This is a genomic window from Salinimicrobium xinjiangense DSM 19287 (assembly GCF_000423585.1).
Classification (GTDB): domain Bacteria; phylum Bacteroidota; class Bacteroidia; order Flavobacteriales; family Flavobacteriaceae; genus Salinimicrobium; species Salinimicrobium xinjiangense.
Genome location: NZ_AUIG01000001.1, coordinates 89,331 through 114,216 on the forward strand (window position 1 = coordinate 89,331; position 24,886 = coordinate 114,216).

16 protein-coding genes and 1 pseudogene are annotated in these 24,886 nt (G+C 41.9%); 12 read left to right on the forward strand and 5 right to left on the reverse strand.

Annotation, left to right across the window (positions count from 1 at the left end):
* The first annotated feature begins 126 nt into the window (after nucleotides 1–126).
* From G564_RS0100445 to G564_RS0100490, 9 genes and pseudogenes are all read left to right on the forward strand, one after another.
* Nucleotides 127–666, forward strand: a complete 540-nt coding sequence (locus G564_RS0100445) for an NADPH-dependent FMN reductase (protein WP_029035917.1) — start codon at nucleotides 127–129, stop codon at nucleotides 664–666.
* On the forward strand, nucleotides 667–1,980 hold the full coding sequence (locus G564_RS0100450) for an anthranilate synthase component I family protein (protein ID WP_029035918.1): 1,314 nt from the start codon (nucleotides 667–669) through the stop codon (nucleotides 1,978–1,980).
* Nucleotides 1,981–2,032: 52 nt separating this feature from the next.
* The gene (gene tilS / locus G564_RS0100455; protein ID WP_029035919.1) at nucleotides 2,033–3,343 is read left to right on the forward strand and encodes a tRNA lysidine(34) synthetase TilS; all 1,311 of its coding nucleotides are present in this window, start codon (nucleotides 2,033–2,035) and stop codon (nucleotides 3,341–3,343) included.
* Nucleotides 3,340–5,358 carry a protein-disulfide reductase DsbD family protein gene (locus G564_RS0100460; RefSeq protein WP_029035920.1) on the forward strand — a complete coding sequence of 673 codons (2,019 nt, stop codon included), beginning with the start codon at nucleotides 3,340–3,342 and terminating at the stop codon, nucleotides 5,356–5,358. The genes tilS and G564_RS0100460 overlap by 4 nt, the downstream gene beginning before the upstream one ends.
* Before the next feature lie 54 nt (nucleotides 5,359–5,412).
* Nucleotides 5,413–7,281, forward strand: coding sequence for a CocE/NonD family hydrolase (locus tag G564_RS0100465; RefSeq protein WP_029035921.1), 1,869 nt, complete (start codon nucleotides 5,413–5,415; stop codon nucleotides 7,279–7,281).
* A gap of 104 nt (nucleotides 7,282–7,385) precedes the next feature.
* Nucleotides 7,386–9,221 carry a DUF885 domain-containing protein gene (locus G564_RS0100470; RefSeq protein WP_037373289.1) on the forward strand — a complete coding sequence of 612 codons (1,836 nt, stop codon included), beginning with the start codon at nucleotides 7,386–7,388 and terminating at the stop codon, nucleotides 9,219–9,221.
* Nucleotides 9,194–9,463, forward strand: coding sequence for an aldose epimerase family protein (locus G564_RS20755; RefSeq protein ID WP_029035923.1), 270 nt, complete (start codon nucleotides 9,194–9,196; stop codon nucleotides 9,461–9,463). The genes G564_RS0100470 and G564_RS20755 overlap by 28 nt, the downstream gene beginning before the upstream one ends.
* Before the next feature lie 40 nt (nucleotides 9,464–9,503).
* A pseudogene (locus G564_RS20825) lies at nucleotides 9,504–10,160 on the forward strand (aldose epimerase family protein).
* A gap of 175 nt (nucleotides 10,161–10,335) precedes the next feature.
* Nucleotides 10,336–12,012 (forward strand): sodium/sugar symporter, encoded by a 1,677-nt coding sequence (locus G564_RS0100490; RefSeq protein WP_029035926.1) that lies wholly within the window; start codon nucleotides 10,336–10,338, stop codon nucleotides 12,010–12,012.
* Between the two features lie 271 nt (nucleotides 12,013–12,283).
* Here G564_RS0100490 and G564_RS0100495 read toward each other — a convergent pair whose 3' ends face one another.
* The gene (locus tag G564_RS0100495) at nucleotides 12,284–13,330 is read right to left on the reverse strand and encodes a UDP-glucose--hexose-1-phosphate uridylyltransferase (protein ID WP_029035927.1); all 1,047 of its coding nucleotides are present in this window, start codon (nucleotides 13,328–13,330) and stop codon (nucleotides 12,284–12,286) included.
* A gap of 6 nt (nucleotides 13,331–13,336) precedes the next feature.
* Nucleotides 13,337–14,494, reverse strand: coding sequence for a galactokinase (gene galK, locus G564_RS0100500; RefSeq protein WP_245583638.1), 1,158 nt, complete (start codon nucleotides 14,492–14,494; stop codon nucleotides 13,337–13,339).
* Nucleotides 14,495–14,598: 104 nt separating this feature from the next.
* Between galK and G564_RS0100505 the strand changes: the two genes are divergently transcribed.
* The 3 genes from G564_RS0100505 to G564_RS18195 all read left to right on the forward strand — a co-directional run bounded on the left by G564_RS0100505 (nucleotide 14,599) and on the right by G564_RS18195 (nucleotide 20,381).
* Nucleotides 14,599–15,324: an NUDIX hydrolase gene (locus tag G564_RS0100505; RefSeq protein WP_051205204.1), complete on the forward strand. Its 726-nt coding sequence runs from the start codon at nucleotides 14,599–14,601 to the stop codon at nucleotides 15,322–15,324.
* Nucleotides 15,325–15,407: 83 nt separating this feature from the next.
* Nucleotides 15,408–17,780: a glycoside hydrolase family 2 TIM barrel-domain containing protein gene (locus tag G564_RS0100510; RefSeq protein ID WP_029035930.1), complete on the forward strand. Its 2,373-nt coding sequence runs from the start codon at nucleotides 15,408–15,410 to the stop codon at nucleotides 17,778–17,780.
* A gap of 6 nt (nucleotides 17,781–17,786) precedes the next feature.
* The gene (locus tag G564_RS18195; RefSeq protein WP_051205206.1) at nucleotides 17,787–20,381 is read left to right on the forward strand and encodes a cellulase family glycosylhydrolase; all 2,595 of its coding nucleotides are present in this window, start codon (nucleotides 17,787–17,789) and stop codon (nucleotides 20,379–20,381) included.
* Nucleotides 20,382–20,585: 204 nt separating this feature from the next.
* On the opposite strand, the gene G564_RS0100520 is transcribed toward G564_RS18195, so the two are convergent.
* Genes G564_RS0100520 through G564_RS0100530 form a run of 3 tightly spaced genes read right to left on the reverse strand, consistent with a single transcriptional unit; the run spans nucleotide 20,586 to nucleotide 24,885 of the window.
* Complete coding sequence (locus G564_RS0100520) at nucleotides 20,586–22,037, reverse strand: alpha-amylase (RefSeq protein ID WP_029035931.1); 1,452 nt, start codon at nucleotides 22,035–22,037, stop codon at nucleotides 20,586–20,588.
* Between the two features lie 60 nt (nucleotides 22,038–22,097).
* Complete coding sequence (locus G564_RS0100525; RefSeq protein WP_029035932.1) at nucleotides 22,098–23,228, reverse strand: SusF/SusE family outer membrane protein; 1,131 nt, start codon at nucleotides 23,226–23,228, stop codon at nucleotides 22,098–22,100.
* Nucleotides 23,229–23,244: 16 nt separating this feature from the next.
* Nucleotides 23,245–24,885 (reverse strand): RagB/SusD family nutrient uptake outer membrane protein, encoded by a 1,641-nt coding sequence (locus tag G564_RS0100530; RefSeq protein WP_029035933.1) that lies wholly within the window; start codon nucleotides 24,883–24,885, stop codon nucleotides 23,245–23,247.
* Between the last annotated feature and the right edge of the window lies 1 nt (nucleotide 24,886).

Sequence of the window (24,886 nt, forward strand, 5' to 3'; positions counted from 1 at the left end):
AAATGAAATTTAAATGGGCAAAGGTAAGTTTAAATTGTTGAAAGCCCAGTTGTTTTACTCCGGCTGAATATAAATAGGTTGTGCTTTCTTATGAATTTGTATTTTTGAACAACAAAATTGCGCACTATGAAAAAGATCCTGGCCTTTGCCGGCTCCAGCAGCCCAACTTCCATTAATCATCAATTGATACTCAACGTCACCCGAAGGATTGAGGAACACCAGGTAGAGGTTTTGGAACTACATGAAATTGATTTTCCGGTTTACAGCATTGTAAAGGAAAAAGAAGGTATTCCGCAGAATATAAAATTCCTTTTTGAGAAGATAATGGATCACCCGGCTTTAATCATTTCCGTTAATGAGTATAATGCAAACGTATCAGGATTTTTTAAAAATATTTTGGACTGGCTATCCCGTGTGGATAGGAAATTTTTAGAAGGGAAAAAGATCCTCCTCATGAGCACTTCTCCCGGGAAAAGGGGAGGAGCATCGGCTCTGGAATATTGTAAAAGTCAGTTTCCAAGGTTTGGAGGAGAAGTGGTGGAAAGTTTTAGTTTGCCGCAGTTTTACGAGAATTTTGATTCCGAGAAAGGAAGCATAGTAAATGAAGTTTTTGATTTGGGAGTAAGCGAAGTTGTTACTGCTTTTTCTCAGGAAATAAAAGAATAGGTGCGGGTATCCAAAAAAGTGAAAATAGAAGAGGTTTCCGAAGTCAAAGAAGCGCTGCTCGACTGGTCTCACCAATTCAATGAAATAGTCTGGTTTGACAGCAATGATCATTCAAACCTGTATTCCCGGTTTGATGCTATACTTGCAGTGGATGCATTTACGGCTATTCAAACAGACACTCTAAATGCATTTGACAAACTAAAGGAGTACCAGGAAACCACGGCAGACTGGATATTTGGGTACCTTTCTTATGATCTTAAAAATGATGTTGAAGATCTGGCATCGGCTAACTTCGACGGACTTCAATTTCCTGATATCTTTTTCTTTCAGCCTAAGAAGATCTTTTTTCTTAAGGGAGAGGAGTTGGAGCTTCTATACCTGGGAATGGTGGATGAAGAGATAGAAGAAGACCTGGAACAGATCCTTCAAAAAAGGCATTTCAAGAAGGATTTTTTTTCTGAAGCTAAGCCGGTAGTAATGAAGCCGCGTATTACCAAGGAAGAATATGTCCAAAAAGTGGAGAAAATGCTTGATCATATTCAGCGTGGAGATATTTATGAAGCCAATTTTTGTCAGGAATTCTATGCCGAGGATGCAAATATTCATCCTTTTAAAACCTTTAGGGCATTAAATACGATCTCCCATCCTCCTTTTGCCACATTTCTCCGGAATCACGACCACTACCTGCTTTCTGCCTCGCCGGAGAGATACCTTCAGAAAAAAGGCAGGACATTAATTTCACAGCCTATAAAGGGAACAGCTCCCCGTGCTCATGATGATAAAGATAAAGATCTGAAACTGGCAAAAGATCTGGAGCAGGATACAAAAGAGCGTTCAGAAAATGTGATGATCGTTGATCTGGTTCGAAATGACCTTTCAAAAACAGCAAAAAAAGGCAGCGTTGAAGTGGCGGAACTTTGTAAAGTATACAGCTTTCAACAGGTACATCAAATGATCTCAACCGTTACGGCCCAACTTGAAGAAGGAATACCCGCAGTAGAGGTGCTTAGAACTACTTTTCCAATGGGTAGTATGACAGGAGCACCTAAAATATCTGCAATGGAGATCATAGAAACTTTGGAAGAGACTAAACGCGGCTTATACAGCGGCGCCGTTGGGTACTTTGATCCTGTCGCTGATTTTGACTTTAATGTTGTGATTCGCAGTATTCTTTACAATGCTCAAAAAAACTATGTTTCATTTTCGGTAGGTGGGGCAATTACTTCCAAATCTTCACCTTATAAAGAATATGAAGAGTGTCTTGTGAAGGCTGCTGCACTAAAACAGGTGCTGGAAGGTGATTTGCAGCACTAATTCTTTGAGGGGAGAAAGCTAAAAGGAAGTTCTTTTTGATATCTTTGAGCCTATGCTGTTAGCCTTTAAAAATCATTTACAGGATCAATTCCGAAAAGTGGAGGATTCGCGTATCCTCGTTGCCGTGAGTGGCGGTGTGGACAGTGTGGTTCTTGCACATTTGTGCCGGGAAGCCAAGCTCGATTTTGCTATTGCCCACTGTAATTTTAATTTACGCGGAAAGGAAAGTGATAGCGATGAAGATTTTGTAATGGAACTGGCTGATGCTCTCGATACCGACGTTTTTATCGAAGGCTTTGAAACTGAAGCCTATGCTGCAGAGAAAAAGATTTCTGTACAGATGGCAGCCCGGGAACTGAGGTACAACTGGTTCAACGAACTCTGTGAAACCCTGCAATTTGATTACATATTTACAGCTCATCATGCCAATGATAACCTGGAAACGGTATTGATAAATTTCATTCGTGGTACAGGTTTAGATGGATTAACGGGTATCCCCGATCTTAATGGCTGTGTGATTCGTCCTTTACTACCTTTTACACGGGAAGATATTGAGAATTATGCCAATAACAACAAACTGAAATGGCGCGAAGACAGCAGCAATCAATCTTTAAAATATTTCAGGAATAAGGTAAGGCTTGAAGTCGTTCCAAAACTGCTGGAATTGAATCCGCAGCTATTGGAAAGTTTCGGGAGAACCCGAAGTCATCTTCAGCAAAGTTCGATGTTAATTGAAGACTACATGTCTGCTTTATTTCCGCAAATAGCCAGGGAGGAAGATTATGGTTATTCATTTAGTATAAAAATGCTAAAAACGCTTCCCAATCTTAAGTCTGTACTTTACGCACTTTTCAAATCTTTCGGCTTTACAGAATGGGATGATGTTCATTGCCTTATAGATGCCCAGCCGGGTAAGATAGTTTATTCCCGAACTCACAGGCTAATTCGGGACAGGGAAAGTCTTTTGCTTACGGTAATTCCGGAAAAAAACGATAAAATTTACCAGATAAAGGAAGGTGAAGAAGTGGTGATGCTGCCAATGGGAACATTTCATTTTGAGCAGGTTGAGGAATTAAAGGAGGAAGAAGGAAAGATAATTTTCATTGATGTTGCAAAACCGGAATACCCGTTAACTGTAAGGAAATGGCAGCGGGGCGACTACTTTTATCCCTTCGGGATGCAGGGTAAAAAGAAGCTGAGCAAATATTTTAAGGATGAGAAGCTATCTTTGCCGCAAAAAGAAAATTGTTGGTTACTCTGTTCCGGAGAAAAGATCATTTGGGTAATAGGGTATCGATTTGATGCACGATTTGCTGTTGATGCTAACACTAAAAAGATATTACGAATAAGTTTTACACCATGAGAATTACGGCCGTTATTTTCCTTTTCATTACGAGTTTTTTTTCAGCCCAGGCACAAATTTTCGATCCTAATAATCTTGGATCGGGTATTGAAGATCCCATAAAATGGGAGGCCGGTTTAGAGAAGGAAAATGATTCAATATATACGCTGGTTTTTACGGCATTTTTAGAACGCGGCTGGCATTTGTATTCTCAGGAAGTAGTAGATATTGAAATTGCACCAATACCCACTGCTTTTACCTATACAGAAGCTTCGGGGAAATATGAATTATTGGGAAGTACAGAAGAGCCCGATGTTCCTGCTAAATACGATGCAGTTTTTGAGGCAGATATCACCTATTTTGAAAATGAAGCAGAATTCCGGCAAAAGATAAAAGTCTTTGATCCCCAGGACCTGGTAATCACGGCAGAAGTTTACTACTCTGTTTGTGATGATGAAAAATGTCTCCCGCCAGATACGCAGCGTTTTACTATCTCCATAGAAGACAATAAGATTGTTGAAGGCTTTACTAATCTTGAAGTTTCAGATAAGGATCAACAGCTAACCGAAGCTTTAAATATAGATGTTAAGGGTGTTGGCGGAGTGGCACTGGAAGAGGAGGAGAGCAGTGGCTATACCACTATTTTTTTCCTTGGCTTCGTTGGAGGCCTTATTGCTTTGCTTACTCCCTGTGTGTTTCCAATGATACCGCTTACGGTTTCCTTTTTCACCAAAGGAGCCAGAACAAGGAAAAAAGGACTTGTAAATGCAATTATGTATGGAGTTTTCATCTTTGCTATCTACCTTCTACTCAGTTTGCCATTTCACCTGCTCGACTCTGTAGATCCCGAAATTTTAAATAATATTTCCACCAATACCACACTCAATGTCATTTTCTTCCTGATCTTCATCTTCTTTGCATTTTCATTTTTTGGATACTATGAAATCACCTTACCAAGTTCATGGAGCAACAAAATGGATGATAAGGCATCGAGCTTTGGCGGAATTCTCGGGGTATTCTTTATGGCGCTCACCCTTGCAATAGTATCCTTCTCCTGTACAGGTCCTATTCTCGGATCTCTACTTGGAAGTTCCCTCACCACAGATGGTGGTGCTACACAACTGTCTTTCGGAATGGGAGGATTTGGGCTGGCATTGGCACTTCCCTTTGCGCTCTTTGCTTTATTTCCTAACTGGCTCAATTCTCTGCCAAAGAGTGGAGGATGGCTTAATTCTGTGAAGGTGGTGTTAGGATTCATTGAACTGGCGCTGGCTTTTAAATTTCTTTCTAATGCCGACCTGGTGGAGCATTGGGGAATTTTAAAAAGAGAAATATTTATTGGGATCTGGATACTCGTGGGAATTGGTCTTATGCTTTATCTCTTCGGAATTCTACGTTTTCCTCACGACGGGCCTAAAACTAAACTTAGTAAAGGAAGGATCTTTATGGGGATCATAACCCTCGCCTTTGTTGGCTACCTGATTCCCGGTCTTACAAATACTCCCAGTGCCAATTTAAAGCTGCTAAGCGGATTCCCACCGCCTTTGTTCTACAGTATTTACGAGAAGGAAACAGAGGGACCTTTAGGTCTAAAGGCCTACAAAGATTTTGACGAAGGTGTTGCAGCAGCAAAGGCAGAAAGTAAACCCATTCTTCTTGACTTTACCGGGTGGGCATGTGTGAACTGTCGAAAGATGGAAGAGCAGGTGTGGAGCGATCCTGCTGTTTTTAAGATCATGCAGGAAGATTTTATCCTTATCTCTCTTTACGTTGATGACCGGAAATCACTTCCCGAAGATCAAAGGTTCAACTACCAGAAACCCGGGGGTGGCGTAAAGGAGATCAAGACTATTGGTGACAAATGGGCCACCTTCCAGACGCTTAATTTTAAAAATAATTCTCAGCCGTTTTATGTACTTCTGGATGAGGATATGAATATGCTGAATCAGCCGGTGGGCTATACACCTGATTCAGATGAATTTAGGGAATGGCTGGAAGAAGGAGTGGCAGAGTTTGAAAATAGCAGGAGCAGGTAAGCCTTTATTTTTGAAGGGAATTTCTATATTAGGGCCTTTATAAAAATCCTCCAGATGAAATTTTCCAGATTACTATTTATTTCCTTCCTGTTTTTAATAACAGGGAAACCGGGAAACGCACAGAACGAAACCGGCTTTGATGTTAAAGACCAGTACAACAAGCAGGAGGTGGTGATCACCATGCGTGATGGAATAAAACTTCACACCACTATCTATTCTCCTAAAGATACTTCAAAAAAATACCCGATCCTCATGACCAGGACTCCTTACAGCTCCCGGCCTTATGGAGAAGGAAAATTCAGATCTCTTCTGGGACCCAATCAACAACTTATGAAAGAGGGGAACATCTTCGTGTACCAGGATGTTAGAGGCCGCTGGATGAGCGAAGGTGTATATGATAACATGCGGGCCTTCATTCCCAATAAAAAGGGAAAGCAGGTCGATGAAGCCAGTGATACCTACGATAGCGTTGAATGGCTGGTGAAAAATTTAAAAAATCATAACGGTCACGTTGGACTCTGGGGAATTTCCTATCCCGGTTTTTATGCAGCATATGCTTTGTTGGCAGAACATCCGGCAATTAAAGCTGTATCCCCGCAGGCTCCAATAGGAGACTTTTTCTTTGATGATTTCCATCATAATGGAGCATATTTTTTGAGTTACTGGCGGGCAACAGCCTTATTTGGCCATGAAAAAACCACCCCCAGCGATACTGCCTGGTATTCTTTGCCCGACCTGGGAACAAAAGATCAGTATCAGTTCTTTATGGATGCAGGTCCACTTAAGAACCTCGATAAATATTATGGAGAAGACAATGTTTTCTGGCAACAGCTAAAGGAACATCCAGATTATGACGAATTCTGGCAGTCACGCGGTATAGTTCAACATATGAAAAATATAAAACCTGCCGTGATGGTTGTAGGAGGTCTTTTTGATGCCGAAGATCTTTATGGTCCTTTTAATATTTATAAGTCTATTGAGAAGAACAGCAATAACTTCAATATGCTGGTGATGGGACCCTGGAGCCATGGGGATTGGTCCCGCAACAGGAAAAGACAGGCAATAGGGAATATATATTTTGGTGATGACATTTCTGCTAATTATCAAAAGGATATTGAAACTGTATTTTTTAACCACTTTTTAAAGGGTAAAGGAGATGGTTCTGTAGCCTTGCCTGAAGCCTATATGTTCGACACCGGTCTTCATGAATGGAAATCTTACGAGGCCTGGCCTCCCAAAAATGCGGTAAAAAAGAATTATTTCCTTGGAAACAATGAACAACTTGTAGAGGGGACCGTGGATCTGCCTACATTGGCTGATGGTGCCGAAGAATTTGTAAGTGATCCCAATAAGCCGGTACCGTACTCTGAAGATATTAAAATTAGCTTCACCCCACGAAAGTACATGACAGATGATCAACGTTTTGCAGCCCGGAGGCCGGATGTTCTCGTATATGAAACAGAGGTGCTTAAAGAAGATCTTACTTTGGCAGGAGAAGTTCTGGCAAAGTTGAATGTTGCCACCACCGGAACCGCTGCCGACTGGGTAGTGAAGATCATTGATGTCCATCCTGCCGATGCAGAAGATTACGAAGAGACACAGGATTATCTTTCCATGAGTAACTATCACATGATGGTAAGAAGTGAGGTGATACGAGGCCGATTCAGAAACAGCTTTTCTGAACCCGAACCTTTTGAGCCTAATAAGAAGACTGCTGTAAATTTTCAGCTTCAGGATGTGCATCATACTTTCAAGAAAGGTCATAAACTGCAAATACAGGTGCAGAGTACCTGGTTTCCGTTAATTGACAGGAATCCACAGACATACGTCGACAATATTTTCAAAGCTGAAAAAGAAGATTTTCAGAAGCAGACACACAAAGTCTTTCATGATTCCGAGATTATTTTTAGTGTGCTTGAATAAATAGAAGATCTTCTAAAATGACATTTTTGAGGGCTTTTACTGGCTCAAAAAAAATGTTTTTTTATTACATTTCACAGGCTGTAAAACAGCTGAAACATTTGATTATGAACTTAAGATATTTAAAGACTTTTCTTTTGTTGCTGGTCTTCCTTAATCTTTTTGGATGTAGGGAAAGCTCAGAAGAAAATAGTTATACTTCCGAAGAAATTGAACAGGAATCTGCCAGGCTAAACACTTTTTTTGAAGAAGAATTTCAAACAGATCTGGAGGATTCCCCCATGATGCAAACCCGTCTGGGTATTAAAGAAGATTACGGTTCCTGGGATAGCTTTTCCCATTTGCGACATGCAGAAGATCTTAAAAAAGCAAAACGACGCCTCGAATTTCTAAAGAATTCCATTGATGCCAAAGCTTTAAGAGGGCAGGATGCTCTAAGCTACAGGCTTTACCGGCAAAATCTTGAGGAGGAGATCGAAGATTATGATTATAGGTTCTATAATTATCCGGTAAATCAGATGTTTGGGGTGCATGCGCAGCTTCCGGCTTTTTTGATAAACATGCATAAGATAGACTCTGTTGGTGATGCCAGGGCATATTTAGAACGGCTGGCAGGGATTCCCAGGGTAGTGGATGAAGTGACCGAAGCTATGGAATTGAGGGAAATGAATCATATAGTGCCTCCAAAATTTGTATTTGCACATACTATCGAAGCTTCCAGAAACCTTCTTAAGGGAAGACCTTTTGAAAAATCGGCTGAAGCCAGTACTTTGCTTCAGGATTTTAAGGAAAAGGTTGAAAAACTGGATATTCCTTCTTCAGAAAAGACTGATCTCGTGCTGGAGGCCCAGGAAGTGCTGCTCACTGCTGTAAAACCTGCCTATGAAAAGCTGATAGCAAAAATGGAAGATCAGCGGCAGCGAGCTACCGCAGATGCCGGGGTATGGAAATTACCCAAAGGGAAAAAGTTTTATGAAGTTGCCTTAAAGAGAAGTACGACCACTAATCTTTCTGCAGAAGAGATTCACCAGATCGGTCTAAATGAAGTTGCCCGGATCCATAAAGAAATGGAGGAGATCATGAAGGCTGTTGGGTTTGAAGGAAGTCTGCAGGACTTTTTCAGATTCATGAGGGACGATGAGCAGTTTTACTACCAGAATACTCCCGAAGGTAAAGAAAAATATTTAGCCGAAGCAAGGGAGATCATCGATAATATGAAAGGCAGACTGGATGAGCTTTTCCTAACGAAACCCGAAGCAGATATTGTAGTAAAAGCAGTAGAGCCATTCCGGGAAAAAAGTGCAGGTAAGGCGTTTTATCAACAGCCCGCCATAGATGGTTCCCGGCCCGGAATTTATTATGCAAACCTTTACGATATGAAGGCGATGCCGGTTTATCAAATGGAAGCTCTGGCCTATCATGAAGGAATTCCGGGACATCATATGCAGCTGGCAATTGCCCAGGAGCTCGACAACCTGCCCATGTTCAGGAAACTGGAGACCACTACTGCCTATGTAGAAGGCTGGGGCTTATACAGTGAAATTTTGCCCACGGAAATTGGATTGTACGAGGATCCATATTCAGATTTCGGCAGACTGGCAATGGAGCTTTGGAGGTCAATAAGATTAGTGGTAGATACCGGAATTCATGAAAAACAATGGACACGGGAAGAAGCGATTGATTTTTATGTTCAGAATTCTCCTAATGCCGAGAGTGATGCCATTAAAATGGTGGAACGTCATATTGTAATGCCCGGCCAGGCTACTGCCTATAAAATTGGGATGAATAAAATTCTTGAGCTTCGGGAATACGCCAAAGAAGAATTGGGTGACAACTTCGATATTAAAGAGTTCCACGATATAATTCTCAGCAATGGTTCCGTACCTCTTAATGTTCTTGAAGAAATGGTAGTGGAATGGGTGGAAAAAGAGAAGGCTGCGTGAGAGATCCTGAAGTAAGGGAAGCCTTAGAGGTGGTGGTTTTGAAAAATACTCATGGCACCATCCTTAAAATCCTGAATTTCGGGGCCAGTGTTTTTAGTCTCGAGCTAAATGGTAAGACCAATGTGGTAGTGGGTCCTAAGAATCCGAAGGATTACTTGACGGAAGCTTATTTTGCAGAAGGCAAACATTTTGGAGCTTCTTTAGGTAGGCATGCCGGCAGGATCTCAAACGAAAATTTTTAAAGTTAACGAGAAAAATTTTCCTCTTTTCGCAAGGGAAGGAATGCATCTTCACGGAGGTGAATACGGTTTTTCAGATAAGTTCTGGGAAATACAGGAAATTGGTGAGGGAGAACTACCTTTTGTCGTTCTCTCATATTTTTCGCCAGATGGAGAAGAAGGCTACCCGGGTAATCTTCAGGTTCAGGTGAAATATACGCTAACCGAAATCAACGTTGTTGACGTGGAATATACTGCTGAAACCGTCACAGTAACAGTGGTAAATCTAACCAACCACACCTATTTCAATTTAAACGGCCATAAACCGCCACGGAAGTATAAATACCCATAAACTGGAAATTCCTGCCGAAGAGGTACTGGAGGTCGATACCAGGAATGTTCCCACAGGCAAACTGCGTCCGGTTGAAGGGAAAGGAGTCGATTTCGTAGTTCAAAAGAAATCGGAACACTTGAACTCGACACGGTGTTCTCCCCAAAAGAAAATGGACGAATTGTTCTTAAAAGTGACAGCCCGATAACTCTTCAAGTGGAGACCAATCAACCTGCTGTAGTCGTTTACGTGCCGCCATCACTACCTGCACAATGGGAGTATGGTACTGTAGTAGCGGATAGACGGCCGGGAATTTGTCTTGAAACTCAGAAATTTCCCGATGCACCTCATAATCCGAATTTTCCATCTGTAATGCTAAAACCCGGATAAATCTTTAAGAATATGACCAGTTGGAAATTCAACTTCGGTTCATAACTTTTAAAAAGTAGCTCTTACATTTATTCTGTAAAATTTTATATTTAACAAAACTTTTAGAATCGGCAGATTTCAAAGAAGTTCCGGTTCTAAAGGCTGAAAATGAATATACACTCTTCAACTTTTAAGTATGGAATTTGCGCTCCTTGATCAGATAATTTTCGCTGCCTATGCGTTAATGATCATAAGTATAGGTCTTTGGGTTTCCCGGGGAAAGGGAAAAACCTCTGAAGATTATTTTCTGGCGGGAAAATCACTGCCCTGGTGGGCCATAGGAACTTCTCTTATTGCTGCGAACATCTCTGCAGAACAATTCATTGGAATGTCGGGGTCCGGATTTGCTATAGGCCTGGCTATTGCCTCCTATGAATGGATGGCAGCTCTGACTCTGATTATAGTCGGAAAATTTTTCCTACCCATTTTCATAGAGAAGAAATTATATACCATTCCTGAATTTATTGAAGTGCGTTATGGTACGAACTTGAAAACCATTCTTGCTGTATTCTGGATCGCGCTTTTCATCTTTGTCAACCTTACCTCTGTACTTTACCTGGGAGCTACCGCGCTTGATACCATAATTGGAGACGGTGACGGTTCGATCTTTATGTATTCTGTACTTGGTCTTGCGATGTTCGCAGCAGCTTATTCGCTTTACGGCGGACTTTCGGCAGTGGCATGGACAGATGTTGTACAGGTAGTTTTGTTGATCCTGGGAGGTCTAATTACCACTTTTATCGGTCTTACACATGTAACAGAGAGTGGAGGAGTTATTGATGGAATAGTAGCTATCTATGACCAGGTTCCCGAGAAATTTTCCATGATCCTTGAGCAGGGAGAGATCATTACACCAAATGGCAAAGATGCCTGGTGGGATCTTCCCGGCCTTGCAGTACTGCTTGGCGGGATGTGGGTTGCCAATTTATATTATTGGGGATTCAATCAATATATCATCCAACGTACCCTTGCCGCAAAAAATCTTAAGGAGTCTCAAAAGGGGATCATTCTTGCCGGTTTCCTGAAGCTGCTTTTACCGCTGATCGTTGTAGTCCCGGGAATCATTGCATACGTTCTTAACACCGGGCCCGGAGGAGCATTTGGCCCTGAATTTACAGATCCTTCCTTCATTGCAGAAGGCGGCCGAATTATAAACGATAATGCAGCTCCATGGCTTATCAAGGAATTTATTCCGGTAGGGCTTAAAGGATTGGTGCTGGCAGCTCTTGCGGCTGCAATTGTATCCTCTGTTGCTTCCATGCTTAACTCCACTGCTACGATCTTTACAATGGATATTTATAAGCCCTACTTCCAAAGAGGTTCTTCAGAGAAAAACCTTGTCAAAGTGGGAAGGATCTCTGCGACTCTTGCACTGGTAATTGCAGTATTCCTTGCTCCCCAGTTGAAGAGTTTGGGACAGGTTTTCCAATATATTCAGGAATATACCGGAGTAGTAAGTCCGGGGATCCTGGCGGTGTTTATGCTAGGTCTCTTCTGGAGGAAAACGACTAATAATGCCGCTATTTGGGGGGTACTTGCCTCGATACCTATAGCTTTATACTTCAAGGTAGGACCGAATGACTGGATTGATAATCCTTTGTTTGTGGAGTTTCCGTTCATGCATCAAATGTTCCTTACGTGGATACTCACAATGCTTGTGATGGTGGGCATTAGTTATTTTGAAGGCAAAGGAAAGAACCAGGAGAAGTCCATTGTTATTACCAAAGGTTTATTCAAAACAGGACCTGCATTTAATATAGGAGCCTTTGCAATCTGTCTTATCCTGGTGATGCTATATGCGATGTTTTGGTAAACCGCGGAGCGGATTCCGGGTTCAAAGTTTAAAGTTCAAGGTTCAAGGTGTGTGGAAATTCCAAATTCCAGGCAACAAGTTCCAAAGTGGGGTAATAGGCGGAAAGTAACGGTTTAAAATTTACACAGGTTTGTGAGCTTTATTGGCTCTTCGTGCTCTCTGTGTGAAATATAAAATAGTTCATGTTCTTGAATTTTATGAAGTCAAATTTTCCGGGAGATCTTGCTGTCTGCTAATTGCAAATTATTATTCATTGCTAATTGTTAGTTGCTCATTGATCATTGTTGAGGTAATATTTCTCCGGAAGCTCTCTTAAAGTCTCCGCAGCCTGTTCGGCGGTGATGTCTCTTTGTGGTCCGGCGAAAAGTTCGTAGCCTACCATGAATTTTTTCACTGTTTTGGAACGCAACAGCGGCGGATAGAAAGACATGTGGAAATGCCATTCAGGATAATCCCGGCTATTTGTAGGTTGTTGATGAATTCCCGAGGAGTAGGGGAAGGAGGTTTGGAACAAATTATCATATCTAATGGTAAGCTGCTTCAGAATTTCGGCATAGGCTTTTTCTTCTTCAGAATTCAGCTGACCAATATGCTGCATTTGTCGGCGGGGAATGATCATAGTTTCATATGGCCAGACTGCCCAATAGGGCACAAGGACAACGAAATGATCATTTTTCAGAACGATGCGTTCCTTTAACTCCAGTTCCTGCTTCAGATATTCTCCCAGCAGACTTTTTTTATTCCGGGTCCAGTAAGCTTTTTGATTTTCAGACTTCTTTTGCACTTCTACCGGCACTGAAAGCTGAGACCAAATTTGTCCATGCGGGTGCGGATTGCTGCAACCCATCATATCACCTTTATTCTCGAAGATCATAACATAATTAATATCTTCACGACTTCCCAAATCTTTATATTCTTCTTTCCATTTTTGGATCACCTTTACAATGTCGGCAGTCTCCATGAGGGGTAAAGTCAGGGAATGATCGGGATGGAAACACACAACCCTACAAATTCCTGTTTCTGAACTGGCTTTTAATAATCCGTCGTTTATTTCTTCTCCGGGACCTTCGGACAGCAGGGCCGAAAAGTCATTTTGAAAACTGTAAGGGTCTGTATAATCTGGATTGACCTCGCCGCCCGCACGCTTATTTCCGGGGCACAGGAAGCAATCTGCGTCATAGGAAGGCCTTTCTTCACCTGCTACTTTTTCAAGTCGCCCTTGCCAGGGTCTTTTGGTTCTGTGTGGAGAGACTAGAATCCACTCTCCCGTTAGGATATTATATCTTCTGTGAGGATGTTGATTAAATTCTCCTGACATAGTACTCTAGTTTTTTCTGATATAAGTTCCCTTACTCGGGGAAACTATAATTGCCTCGGGGATAATATTAAATTTGCGCTCATAAGCTTCCGAAGCTTTCTGAACAAAATCGTCTATGGCATCTTCTTCTATCAAATTGATAGTGCAGCCTCCAAAACCACCTCCCATCATGCGTGCTCCTTTGACAGCATCATAGTCTGTAGAAAAATCGACCAGGAAATCCAGTTCGGGGCAGCTAACCTCGTAATTATCCCGCAAGCCTTTATGTGAGGCGTACATTAACAAACCGAAGTGATCAAGATCTCCGGATTTTATAGCCTCTACAGCTTTTAATACCCGGTCATTTTCAGCAATCACATAATGAGCTCTTTTGTAAAGGGTTTCTGAAATATTTTCTTTGAATTCCTGTAGTCGCTTTAGATTCACGTCCCGCAGGGAACGAACTTCAGGATATCTTTCATTAATCATGGCTACAATGTTATCACATTCTTTCCTGCGGGTGTTGTATTCGCTGGAGGCAAGGCTATGGGAAACCATGGTATTAAGCAGCAGGATCTTATGATCTTCGAATTCTGCAGGAACATAAGTTGCCTCAAGGCTACGGCAGTCAAGAAGGATGAGATGTCCTTCTTTGCCCAGAACAGATGCGTATTGATCCATTATCCCGCATTTGGTGCCCACATAATTGTGCTCTGCATCGCGGGAGAGTTCTGCGATGATCTCCTTCGATAGATCCAGGTTAAATAATTCATTAAGACCATAAGCTATCCCGCATTCAAGGGCAGCTGAAGAGCTTATCCCTGCACCTACCGGTAAATCACTTTCTATAATGCAATCAAAACCTTCAGGATATTTTCCCCTTTTCTGAATCTCATTTATTACCCCCAAAATATAATTTTCCCATTGATGTTCACTTCTGGCTATCTTTCTTAGATCAAACGAAAAGGATCGATTTAAAGTTTGGCTGTAAACGTTAGATTGATAAGGGGTGGAGTTAGCGGCAAAATGGATTTTAATTGTTCTATCTATTGCTGTAGGCAAAACGAATCCATTGTTGTAATCTGTATGTTCTCCAATAAGATTGATCCGTCCCGGTGCAAATACAGTAAATTCTTTCCTGAAGTTCCTGAAAATTTCAGGAATCATATTGTCTCTTGTTTCCAAAGTTCCCATTTTAAATCATCTCAAAGATAATAAATGTAAATTGTACGTTCATTTTTTATTCCAATAAAAAGTGGTTTTTTTGTACACAACTAACACCATCATCAATGTACGAAGAAAAGCAGGAATTTGAATCTGTACCCCAGGATTTGTATAAACAAAATGATAAGATGTACGTGGCTACAGACTGTATCATTTTTGGATTCGATTCCGGTAATTTAAAGCTGCTACTTTTTAGAAGACGAGTTTCTCCTTTAGCGGGAGAATGGTCTTTAATAGGAAGTTTTGTGAAACTGGATGAGGATGTGTCCACAGCTGCTGAACGTGTTTTGGAGGAGATCACAGGTTTAAAAAATGTGTACATGGAAGAGTTGAAGGTGTATGGCGCGGCAGACAGGGATCCGGGATTCAGATGTATTTCGGTAGGTCAGTATGCTCTAATCCGGCTCAGTGACTACGACAGGAAGCTGGTGAAAGAGCATGGTGCCGAATGGTTTGATGTAGAAGAATTACCAGATTTGGTGCTCGATCATAACCAAATGGTAAAGGAGGCTTTGGAAAAGCTCAAACAAAAAGCACGCATCCAACCTTTAGGATTCGAATTGCTTCCCGAAAAATTTACTATTCCTCAACTTCAAAGTGTTTATGAAGCTATTTTTCAGAAGCCACTTGATGCCCGTAACTTCAGGAAAAAAGTACTTTCTCATAATGTGCTTGTAAAGCTTGATGAGAAGGACAAGACCTCTTCAAAACGAGGTGCTTATCTCTATAAATTCGATCATAACCGGTATAAAAAACTCACCGAAAAAGGTTACGATTTCGAAATCTGGTAATTGAAAATTTTGCTGCAGATTTTGGAAAAAAAATTTCCGGAATTCAAAAATAATGGTAATATTTACATTTAATAAACTGCTGTATGCTGCAACAGTTGAAATGTATCATTTTTGTCTGTTTAACCCTTACTTTTTTTAGTTGCCAGCCCCTACCTCGCTCTAAAAAAGTAGGGGGGCAACAGCAAGTTTCCCGGGAAGTTATTAACTTCGGAAATGACTGGCAGTTTCAGCGTCTCGAAACTACAACTTACCAAACCGACGACTGGGATACTGTTTTTCTGCCCCACACGGTCAAAATTGAACCTCTTATTGTAAATGACCAGTGGCAGGGAACTTCTCTTTACCGGAAAAACTTCAATGTTGACCTCCGGGAAAATCAAAAGTATTTCTTTCATTTTGAAGGGGTAATGCAGGAAGCCCGAATAAATATAAATGATTCTCTGGTAAGGATCCACAAAGGAGGATACCTGCCCTTTACCATAGACGCGACTCCTCACCTCATAAATAATTCAGAAAATACAATTGAAGTAGAGGTGATCAACATTGATAATTCCACAATTCCTCCCGGTAAACCTCTTGCTGATCTGGATTTCAATTTATACGGCGGAATTTACCGCAACGTACAGCTCATAAAGACCAATGAAATTCACATAACCGATGCTGTTCATGCCGAAGAGGTCAATGGCGGCGGAAAACTTGTGCATTTTGATGAAGTCTCGGCTGAAAGAGCTTCAGGATTTGTAAAAGTACACGTGCGCAATAATTCTGAAACTGCGGAAGAGCTGCAAATCCGTACTTCCCTTACTTCAGAAGAGGGCTCAAAAATGACATTTTTGACACCTGTGCAAAATGTGTCTTCCGGAGGAGATCGACATTTTATTCAGGAAATAGCAGTTGAAGATCCGCAGCTGTGGTCCCCAGATGATCCAAATCTCTATGAGCTGCGAGTGGAAATTTTGTCGGGCAAAGAAGTCCTGGATGAAATGAGCATAAAAACAGGAATAAGGAAAATTGAACTCACCGGTACGGCATTCTACCTTAATGGGGAAGAATTATTCATTAATGGGACCAACAGGCATCAGGAATATCCTTATGTTGGTTATGCCATTTCAGACGCAGCCAATTACCGCGACGCTTATAAGATAAAGGAAGCCGGCTTTAATTTCGTGCGCCTTTCCCATTATCCTCACGCCACCTCCTTTCTAGAGGCTTGTGATGAGCTGGGATTGCTGGTGATGAATGCCATTCCCGGCTGGCAATATTATGAAGAAGGAGAATTTGTGGAAAATGCACTGCAGGATGTGAAAGACATGGTGCGCCGCGACCGCAATCACCCCAGTGTAGTTTTCTGGGAGAATTCCCTGAATGAATCCGGAATGACAGATGAATTTATCCTAAAGGCAAACAAAGTCTTAAAGGCCGAATTACCTTATGAAAATACCTTTAGTGCCGGATGGATGGATCACCCCGCGTACGACCTTTTTATTCCCGCACGGCAGCACGCGAAACCACCGTCTTACTGGAATGACTATAACAAACCCGATTGTCCTATTCTTATTGCTGAATATGGGGACTGGGAGTATTACGCACAAAATGCCGGATTTAACCAGAAGGCATTCGCAGATCTTCAGGAAGAGGAGCGCACGAGTCGGCAACTAAGAGGAGCCGGTGAAAAAAGGCTTTTACAGCAGGCGCTGAATTTTCAGGAAGCAACAAATTCTAACTTAAAAGGGGAACAGACCATTGGCATGTCCAACTGGTTGATGTTCGATTACAACCGTGGTTATGCCGATGATCTTGAAGCATCGGGAATTTCAGATATATTTAGAATCCCGAAATTCAGCTACTATTTTTATAAAAGTCAGAAGCCACCAAATAGCGGGGACTTTTCAGAACCAATGGTCTACATTGCGAATTACTGGCAGCCAAATTCCACTACAGATATTACAGTTTACAGCAATACAGAAGAAGTAGCTTTGTACCTGAACGATCAACTTATCGAAAGAAAAAAACCTGAGAGGGATGCTTTTTCAGATGAGTTATGGTATCCACCTTACAAATTCTCTCTTTCAGAATTTACTCCCGGAGAATTAAGAGCGGTAGGATTTATCAACGGCAAGGAAGTAGCTACACATATTGTCAGGACGCCGGGTAAGGCTTCAAAAATTGAACTTTCGATAGATGTTTCAGGAAAAGAGATTGCCAGGGAAACTTCAGATGTTGTATTCGTGTATGCGAGAATACTGGATGAAAATGGAGATCTGGTTCATACCGCAGCTAATCCTGTAACTTTCAGAATAACAGGTGGTGAAAATGCAGAGCTGATTGGGGAAAATCCAACTGCTTCCGAAGTAGGAATAGCCACAATTCTACTAAGGACAAAAGATTTTAGAGACCCGGTGAAGATTGAGGCAACGGCAGAAGATTTGCCGTCAACCAGCATGGTTATAAAATAATTTCAGATGAAAATTTCAGTAAAATACCTTTTGTTACTCTCCGCATTTATAATCGCCGGAAATAATGCTTTTGCACAGACTGTCAAAAATGACAAAAAAGGAGATGTTTATGTCGATGACAGGGGCGTGATGCGCTGGGGCCATAACAAGCAGGAGGTGAAAGGTTTTGGAGTGAATTATTCAGTTCCCTTTGCCCACGCCTTCAGGAGCGGTCAAAAGATGGGAGTAGATATCAAGAAGGCTATGCAGGAGGATGTTTATCATTTTTCCCGCCTGGGTTTTGATCTTTACCGCATCCACATCTGGGATACCGAAATTAGTGATGCAGAAGGCAATCTGCTACAAAATGAGCAGCTCGATCATTTTGATTTTTTGATCAAAGAACTTAAGGACCGCGGCATCAATTTCGTGCTGACTCCCATAGCTTATTGGGGAGGCGGCTGGCCTGAACCTGATATGGAAACTCCGGGCTTCTCCCATAAATACGGTAAAGAAGGAAGCCTGGTACATCCTGAAGCCATTAAAGCACAGGAGAATTACCTCGCGCAGTTCCTTAATCATGTGAATTCCTACACCGGAATCGCTTACAAAGATGAGCCAAATGTTATCGCCTTTGAAGTCAGCAACGAGCCACACCACAGGGAGAGTCCGGAGAAGGTGCAGGAGTTCATCGGGCGCATGATTGCATCCATAAAATCTACCGGCACCAAAAAGCCGATCTTTTATAACGTTACCCACAGCGTTCATCTCGCCGAAACCTATGCTAAAGCGGGAATAGATGGCGGTACTTTCCAATGGTATCCTACAGGATTGGGCTTTGGAAAAGAGCTGAAAGGAAACCTTTTGCCAAACGTGAACAATTACAAAATTCCTTTTGAGGATGTGTGGGAGGAATACGGACTGGCAAAACTTGTTTACGAATTTGACGCGGCAGATGTGATGAAGAGTTACATGTATCCCGCAATGGCGCGTAGCTTCAGGCAGGCGGGGATACAGATAGGCACTCATTTCGCCTATGATCCTACTTTCCTGGCGCCATACAACACAGAATACGACACTCATTACATGAACCTCGCCTACACGCCCTCGAAAGCGCTGGCATTGATGATAAGCGGCGAGATCTTCAGGAATCTGCCAATGAATAAGGATCTGGGAGCTTATCCTGCAAATCTCAACTTCGGAAACTTCAGCATTAGCTATGAAAAAGATCTTGCTGAAATGAATTCCGCTGAAAAATTAATCTACACCAATACAACTGAAACCCGCCCAAAAGATCAGAAAAAGCTCAAGCAGATTGCCGGTTTCGGAAGTTCTCCCGTTGTGAAATATGAAGGAAAAGGAGCCTACTTTCTTGATAAACTGGAAAATGGCGCATGGAGGCTGGAAGTAATGCCAGATGCGATTTTGGTAGAAAATCCTTTCGGAAATAACAGTCTTGAGAAAACTCTGGCGGTTATCAATCATTCGGAGTGGGAGATGAGTATAGATCTTACAGATCTCGGATCAGCTTTTACTGTTTCCGGTCTTAATGGAGGGAATGAAGTAACAAAATCTGTTACCGGAAACAATTTTGCTGTAGAACCTGGCACTTACTTACTCTCCAAAAAGGGCAAAAAAAGCAAGTCTTCATATTCCGGTTGGAGCGAGGAAAATCTCAGGGCTTTTGTAGCTCCTGAAAGGACTGTGGATAGGACTTACCTGGTTCACGAACCACTTCCTTCGCTTACAGAAGCTACTCCACATGAGATTTCAGCAGAAATCATCTCAAATGAAGGTATTGAGAGGGTAGAAGCATGGTTTAGGAACGGGAATATTTATGAAAGTATGCAACTTCAGCAAATAAAACCTTACACATATGCTGCGCAGGTTCCGGAAAAGCTGCTCAAAAATGGCTTTTTAGAGTACCGTATTATCGTTACTACTTCCGAAGGCACAAACACCTTTCCTGGTGGTAAAAAGGGCAATCCCGGTCAGTGGGATTTTGATCCCGATGCACCTTATAAGACAGCTATTCCAAAAAAGGAGGCTCCGGTGTATCTTTTCAGCGCTGCAGAAGATTCCGATGATGTGGTGAGAAGATGGTTGCCGACAATAAATACAGTCCCTACAGCAAAACCCGGCGAGGCAGAATATCAGGTGAATGTCGAAAACCTCTTTGAAGTGGATCCCGAAAATTTGAATGCCGAACCTGTGTATAATTTTTCTTTCAGATACAATTTTAACCGAAAAGTGGAGGGGAGAAGTGATGCTCTGCAAAATAAAAAGAAGCTGGTGCTAAAAGGTCGGGCGCTAAATGAAAAGCCGGTGAAGCTACAGGTGGCACTGGTGATGAGTAACGGGCGGTCTTTTGGAAAGGTCATTGAATTGCAGCCTCAGGTGGAGGAATATGAGATAGACCTTAATTCCCTGGAGCCGGTTAAAACGGTAACTCTGCCGCGGCCGTATCCTACATTTTTGCCGCTGTATTTTGAACATAATATTCAGAAGCCCTTCGCCATGAAAAATGCCGAAAATCTGCAGTTTTCTATCGGTCCCGGCCTGACTGAAGCAGAACAACAGGAGGAGCATGGAGTTGGAATTATTTCAGTGAGACTGGAATAATTTGAGTGATCAGTGATCAGTGATCAGTGAGCAGGAAAAGTGCGCTGTTCGCAGTGATTAGTGGGCAGTAAAATCACTGACTTTCATGGACCAAATTTCTGAAGAATGCAACTGGTTTACTTTTTGGAGTACAGGTGGGAATAAAGTGTATGTAAAAACAAAAAGCCGATCAAAATTGATCGGCTTTCTATTTTCAAATTTATTTTATTCCTGTTTCATAATAGAATAAACTGCAAATCCATTAGCAGGTGCACGTAAAGAAACATTCCCGTCTTTATCTGTCATTGGACTGTAGTCAATGTTTCCGCTATAGTCCATTAGTCTTGCCAGATTCCAATCTGTATCAATATTCTCTTTGATCTTTGCATTACCATTAGTATTTATGTACAGGATCAAACCGGGATTTGATGGAGTACGAGCTCTTTTCATGATATATTCGTCGTCATCTACATAAAGTACTTCTACATCTCCCGTGGCTATTGTGTTATTGATAAGAATTAATTGATTAAGCTGCTCCTGGAACTGTTGGTTCTCGTAATCTGAGTAAAATATAGTAGGATATCCGGGATGGGTTAAGATAAAAGCATAAGCTTTCAGCTTATTTTCCATAGCTATGAAATTGTCCTCGTTTTCATCCTTTTCGGTGTCATGATTGGCAGTAAAGGTCACTGCTTTTTCTGGATGAGTTTGCCATACCATATCTCCTGTAAGATAGGTAAGGTCATCATACCTGTCAAATGCCTCATCGAGTTTATAAAAAGTAGCGAAGTCAAACACCGCTACTCCTGTTTCTTCAATATAATTTCTAAGGACATTAGGATTTCCGTCCCATAGTTCGGCAACAGCAAATCCACCAACTTCATCCATCCATTCTTCTACTACCCACGATTCAAAACCTAATACATAATCGAATCTCCAGCCGTCAAATCCCACTTCATTCTTATAGTAATTTGCTACTGAATAATCTGCTTCCCACAGCCAGTTTTGAACGTATTCCTGGTGATGATCAAGATTGGTTTCTGCAAAGAACAGACTTCCGGGATCATTAGGACTTGTACTATTGGGATAGAAATTTTCATAGTCACGGTTAAACAAGCCGGAAGCATTGCCATTTTCCTCATTAAACAAGGTGTAGGTATCGTAGCCCCTGTATGGGTTATACTCCAATCCGCCACCAGAATTGTGGTTGAGAACTATATCGGCGATCACTTCTATACCATTAGCATGAGCCGTCTCGATTAGATTATCCAGTTCTTCCCTTGAACCAAACCTGGTCTCCACGGTCCCGTGTTGCATATATTCTCCAAGGTCAAAATAATCTGAAGGGTCATAACCCATAGAGAAGCCACCAGATTGTCCTTTTGAAGCAGGAGGAAGCCATAGACGGTTTATTCCGACATCTGCCCAACCATCAACCTTATCTGCCAATATATTCCACCATTCTCCTGCAGGTTCTACATCCCAGTAAAACCCTTGCATCATTACACCTGAACCATTATCGTAGTTCGATAAGTCAAGAGGTGAATACTCAGCAGTAGGGGGTGGGGTTTGACCATTGTCCCCTGGATCTGTCTCAACCGTATCATCATCTGAAGAACACCCTGCAAAAAGTAGCATGGTAACAAACAGAGATAAGATTAAATTTTCATTTTTCATATAACTAGTATTTTATCAAAAAAGGCTGCCGTGAAGCAGCCTTTTTGAAATTTTAAAGATTTATTCGTCTGCTTGAGGAATAAGAATATACCTTCCGGTTAGGTCATTAAACCAGATGTCATAAACTCCTGCTGTAGCTGTCATGTTATCACCCGCTCCATAATTTGCCTTTCCACTTAAAGCATCAGATGCAGCTCCCCAGTTATCGGTCCAATCATCATCTGCACGGAATTTGAATTCACCGTCAGCTAACTCGATGTCATTAATGAACCAGATGTGCGGATCAAAATCCAATTGTGTCATGTCAGTATCTGAATCCCAACCTCCAGATTGAGCAGGTCCAATTAATCCAATGGTGCTGTATGTTGCAGCTCCACTTTCATCATAAGGCTCGAAAGAATAGGTCATATCATCTGCATTGACAGTCAGGGTGTAATAACCTTCAGAATCAACTGTGAAGGCTCCCGGATCACCTCCAAGAATGTCACTGCTTGTCAACTGTCCGTTATCAAGTCCCCACTGTGGTTGCCACTGACCTTTAACCTCAAGTAATTTAAATTCACCTGCAACAAATCTTCCTGTGTAGTAGTAAAGGTCCGGGTTCTCGGCATCTCTAAACAAAGGAGTATTATTTCCATTGTTATTCCAGTTATCTGGTGTAGCGTTACCTACTAAATAGAACTCACGAAGGTCTTCATCTTCTTCTTCAGCAGTTTCGGGAATAAGTACATTAAGAGGTTGTACTTCAGAAGCGTGGGCCATTTCACCACCTGTACCTGCAGTAGCTACAACTTGTACATACAAGGTCCCGGTGTTGGGAGCTTCAGTAGCTGGATCATTATCTAATCCTGCATCTTTAGCCAGGTTCATCAATTGTTTCACTTTGACCGCCAGGTTTGTTCCGGCTGTACTTCCAAGTAAAACAGGATCGGCCATATCTGGAGATGTAGATCCCAATAGATCGTAATTTATATTGGTAGGTACATCCAGGTCAATCTCATTCCAAATAAATCTTTCCACGGTGTTTTCTGCGGTTGAATTTGTGAGAATATATACCGAAGAAAATGTATTGATAAAAGAGATTCCCTCTGGATCTGGTTGTGCTATGAAAACCACATCATCGTCTGAAGTACAGGAATTAAAGCCTGTAAGAGCAACTAAAGCAAATATTAATATTGAAAGTTTTTTCATTGTTCTAAGTTTATAATTAGTATCCTGGATTTTGAGTTAATTTGGTATTTACACCTAGATCTGATGCGGGAATTGGATATATATCCCTGAATCCTGCAGTTGTAGTTCCCTGCGGAACATTTCCTTTCCAGGCCCAAATACCTTGAGTAGTGAACTGCCCAAATCTAACAAGATCTGTACGACGGTGCGCTTCCCAATACAATTCCCTGCCTCTTTCGGCCAGAATGAAATTTAGGTTAAGTTCATTCGATGAAATATCACCGCTGTCATCACCATAAGCTCGTTCTCTAAGATCATTGATATAAGTAACAGCCTGGGCTTGACTTCCGCCACCACCACGTAAAACGGCTTCAGCATACATTAGGTAAACATCGGCTAGCCTAAACAATGGAAAATCTGTATCGGGATGTTCTCCTGTTGGATCAGATCCGGCAACTCCTTCACTGGTTACGTTACGGAATTTGGCAACCGCATACCCATCATTAAACCTTGTAATATCATTGATTTCAAGACTCTGTCCGTCAGTAAAGAACATTTCGCGTTCATCCTCAGAATCTGCCCCGCCGGGGAATAGATTTACAAATTCAGGTGTAGTTCTCAAACCACCCCATCCTGAATTAACTCCAAACTCTGCCGGGTCCATGTCGCCACCAATTGCAGCTCTTATAAGGAAGGTCATTCCTCCAAAAGATCGGGTATTTAAACCGTCAAATCTGATAGGGAAAATGATCTCTTTTCTTACTTCTGGTCTGTGATTGTCGGCAAGGAACAGATCCTGATAGTCTTCTGTGAGGGCATAGCCTGCATTAATAACTTTCTCTGAATTAGTCACCGCCAGTTCAAAATATTGTTGTGAGGTTTTAAACTCATTAGGATCGGCAACTGCAGATGATTTGTCTTTCAAAAAAACCTCATTATTAAGGTACAATTTGGCTAATAATGTCCAGGCCGCTGCCTGGTCAGCCCTACCATACTCGGCATGTGGAGCAGGAGCAAGCTCGTCCACAATTTCATTCAGTTCTTTTTCGATATGAAGAAAAAGATCTGCCCGATTAATTTGCTCAGGTAAAAAGGCCCCCACCGGATCATCTTTCGTAATGAAAGGAGGATTTCCAAACAGGTCAAGAGCGTGGTAATAACTAAGTGCTCTAAGGAAACGGGCTTCTGCACGGAATACTTTAATTTCTTCACGTTTAGCCTGGTCTATGCCAAAGGCGTCAAGTTCTGCATCACTTGTTTGACGAATAAAAGCATTTGTCTGAGCTACCTGATACAGGATCCTGGAGTACATTGTCCTGATAAATTCATTACCAGAGGTCCAGGTATGACCGTGCAGCGTAAGAATGGTTCCATCGTTCCAGCCAATTACCGCTTCTTCTGTAGGTAATTCCTGGAGCATCCAGTAAAGGCGCAGATATTGAGAAAAACCTTCGTCCAATCCTATTAAATCGGGGTTACCTGCCGGGCCTTGCTGTCCGCTTACTGCGAGACCAGCATATAATTTGGCCAGGAATTGCTTATAGGCTTCAGCGTCCTGAAAGATTTGATCGGGACCTTCCCGGTTATCTTCTGGTGTCAAGTCCAATTCACTCTCACAGGCCCCCAAAATGGTAAGGCTCAGGAAAATGAGAAAGAATGATTTTACTTTATTATACATA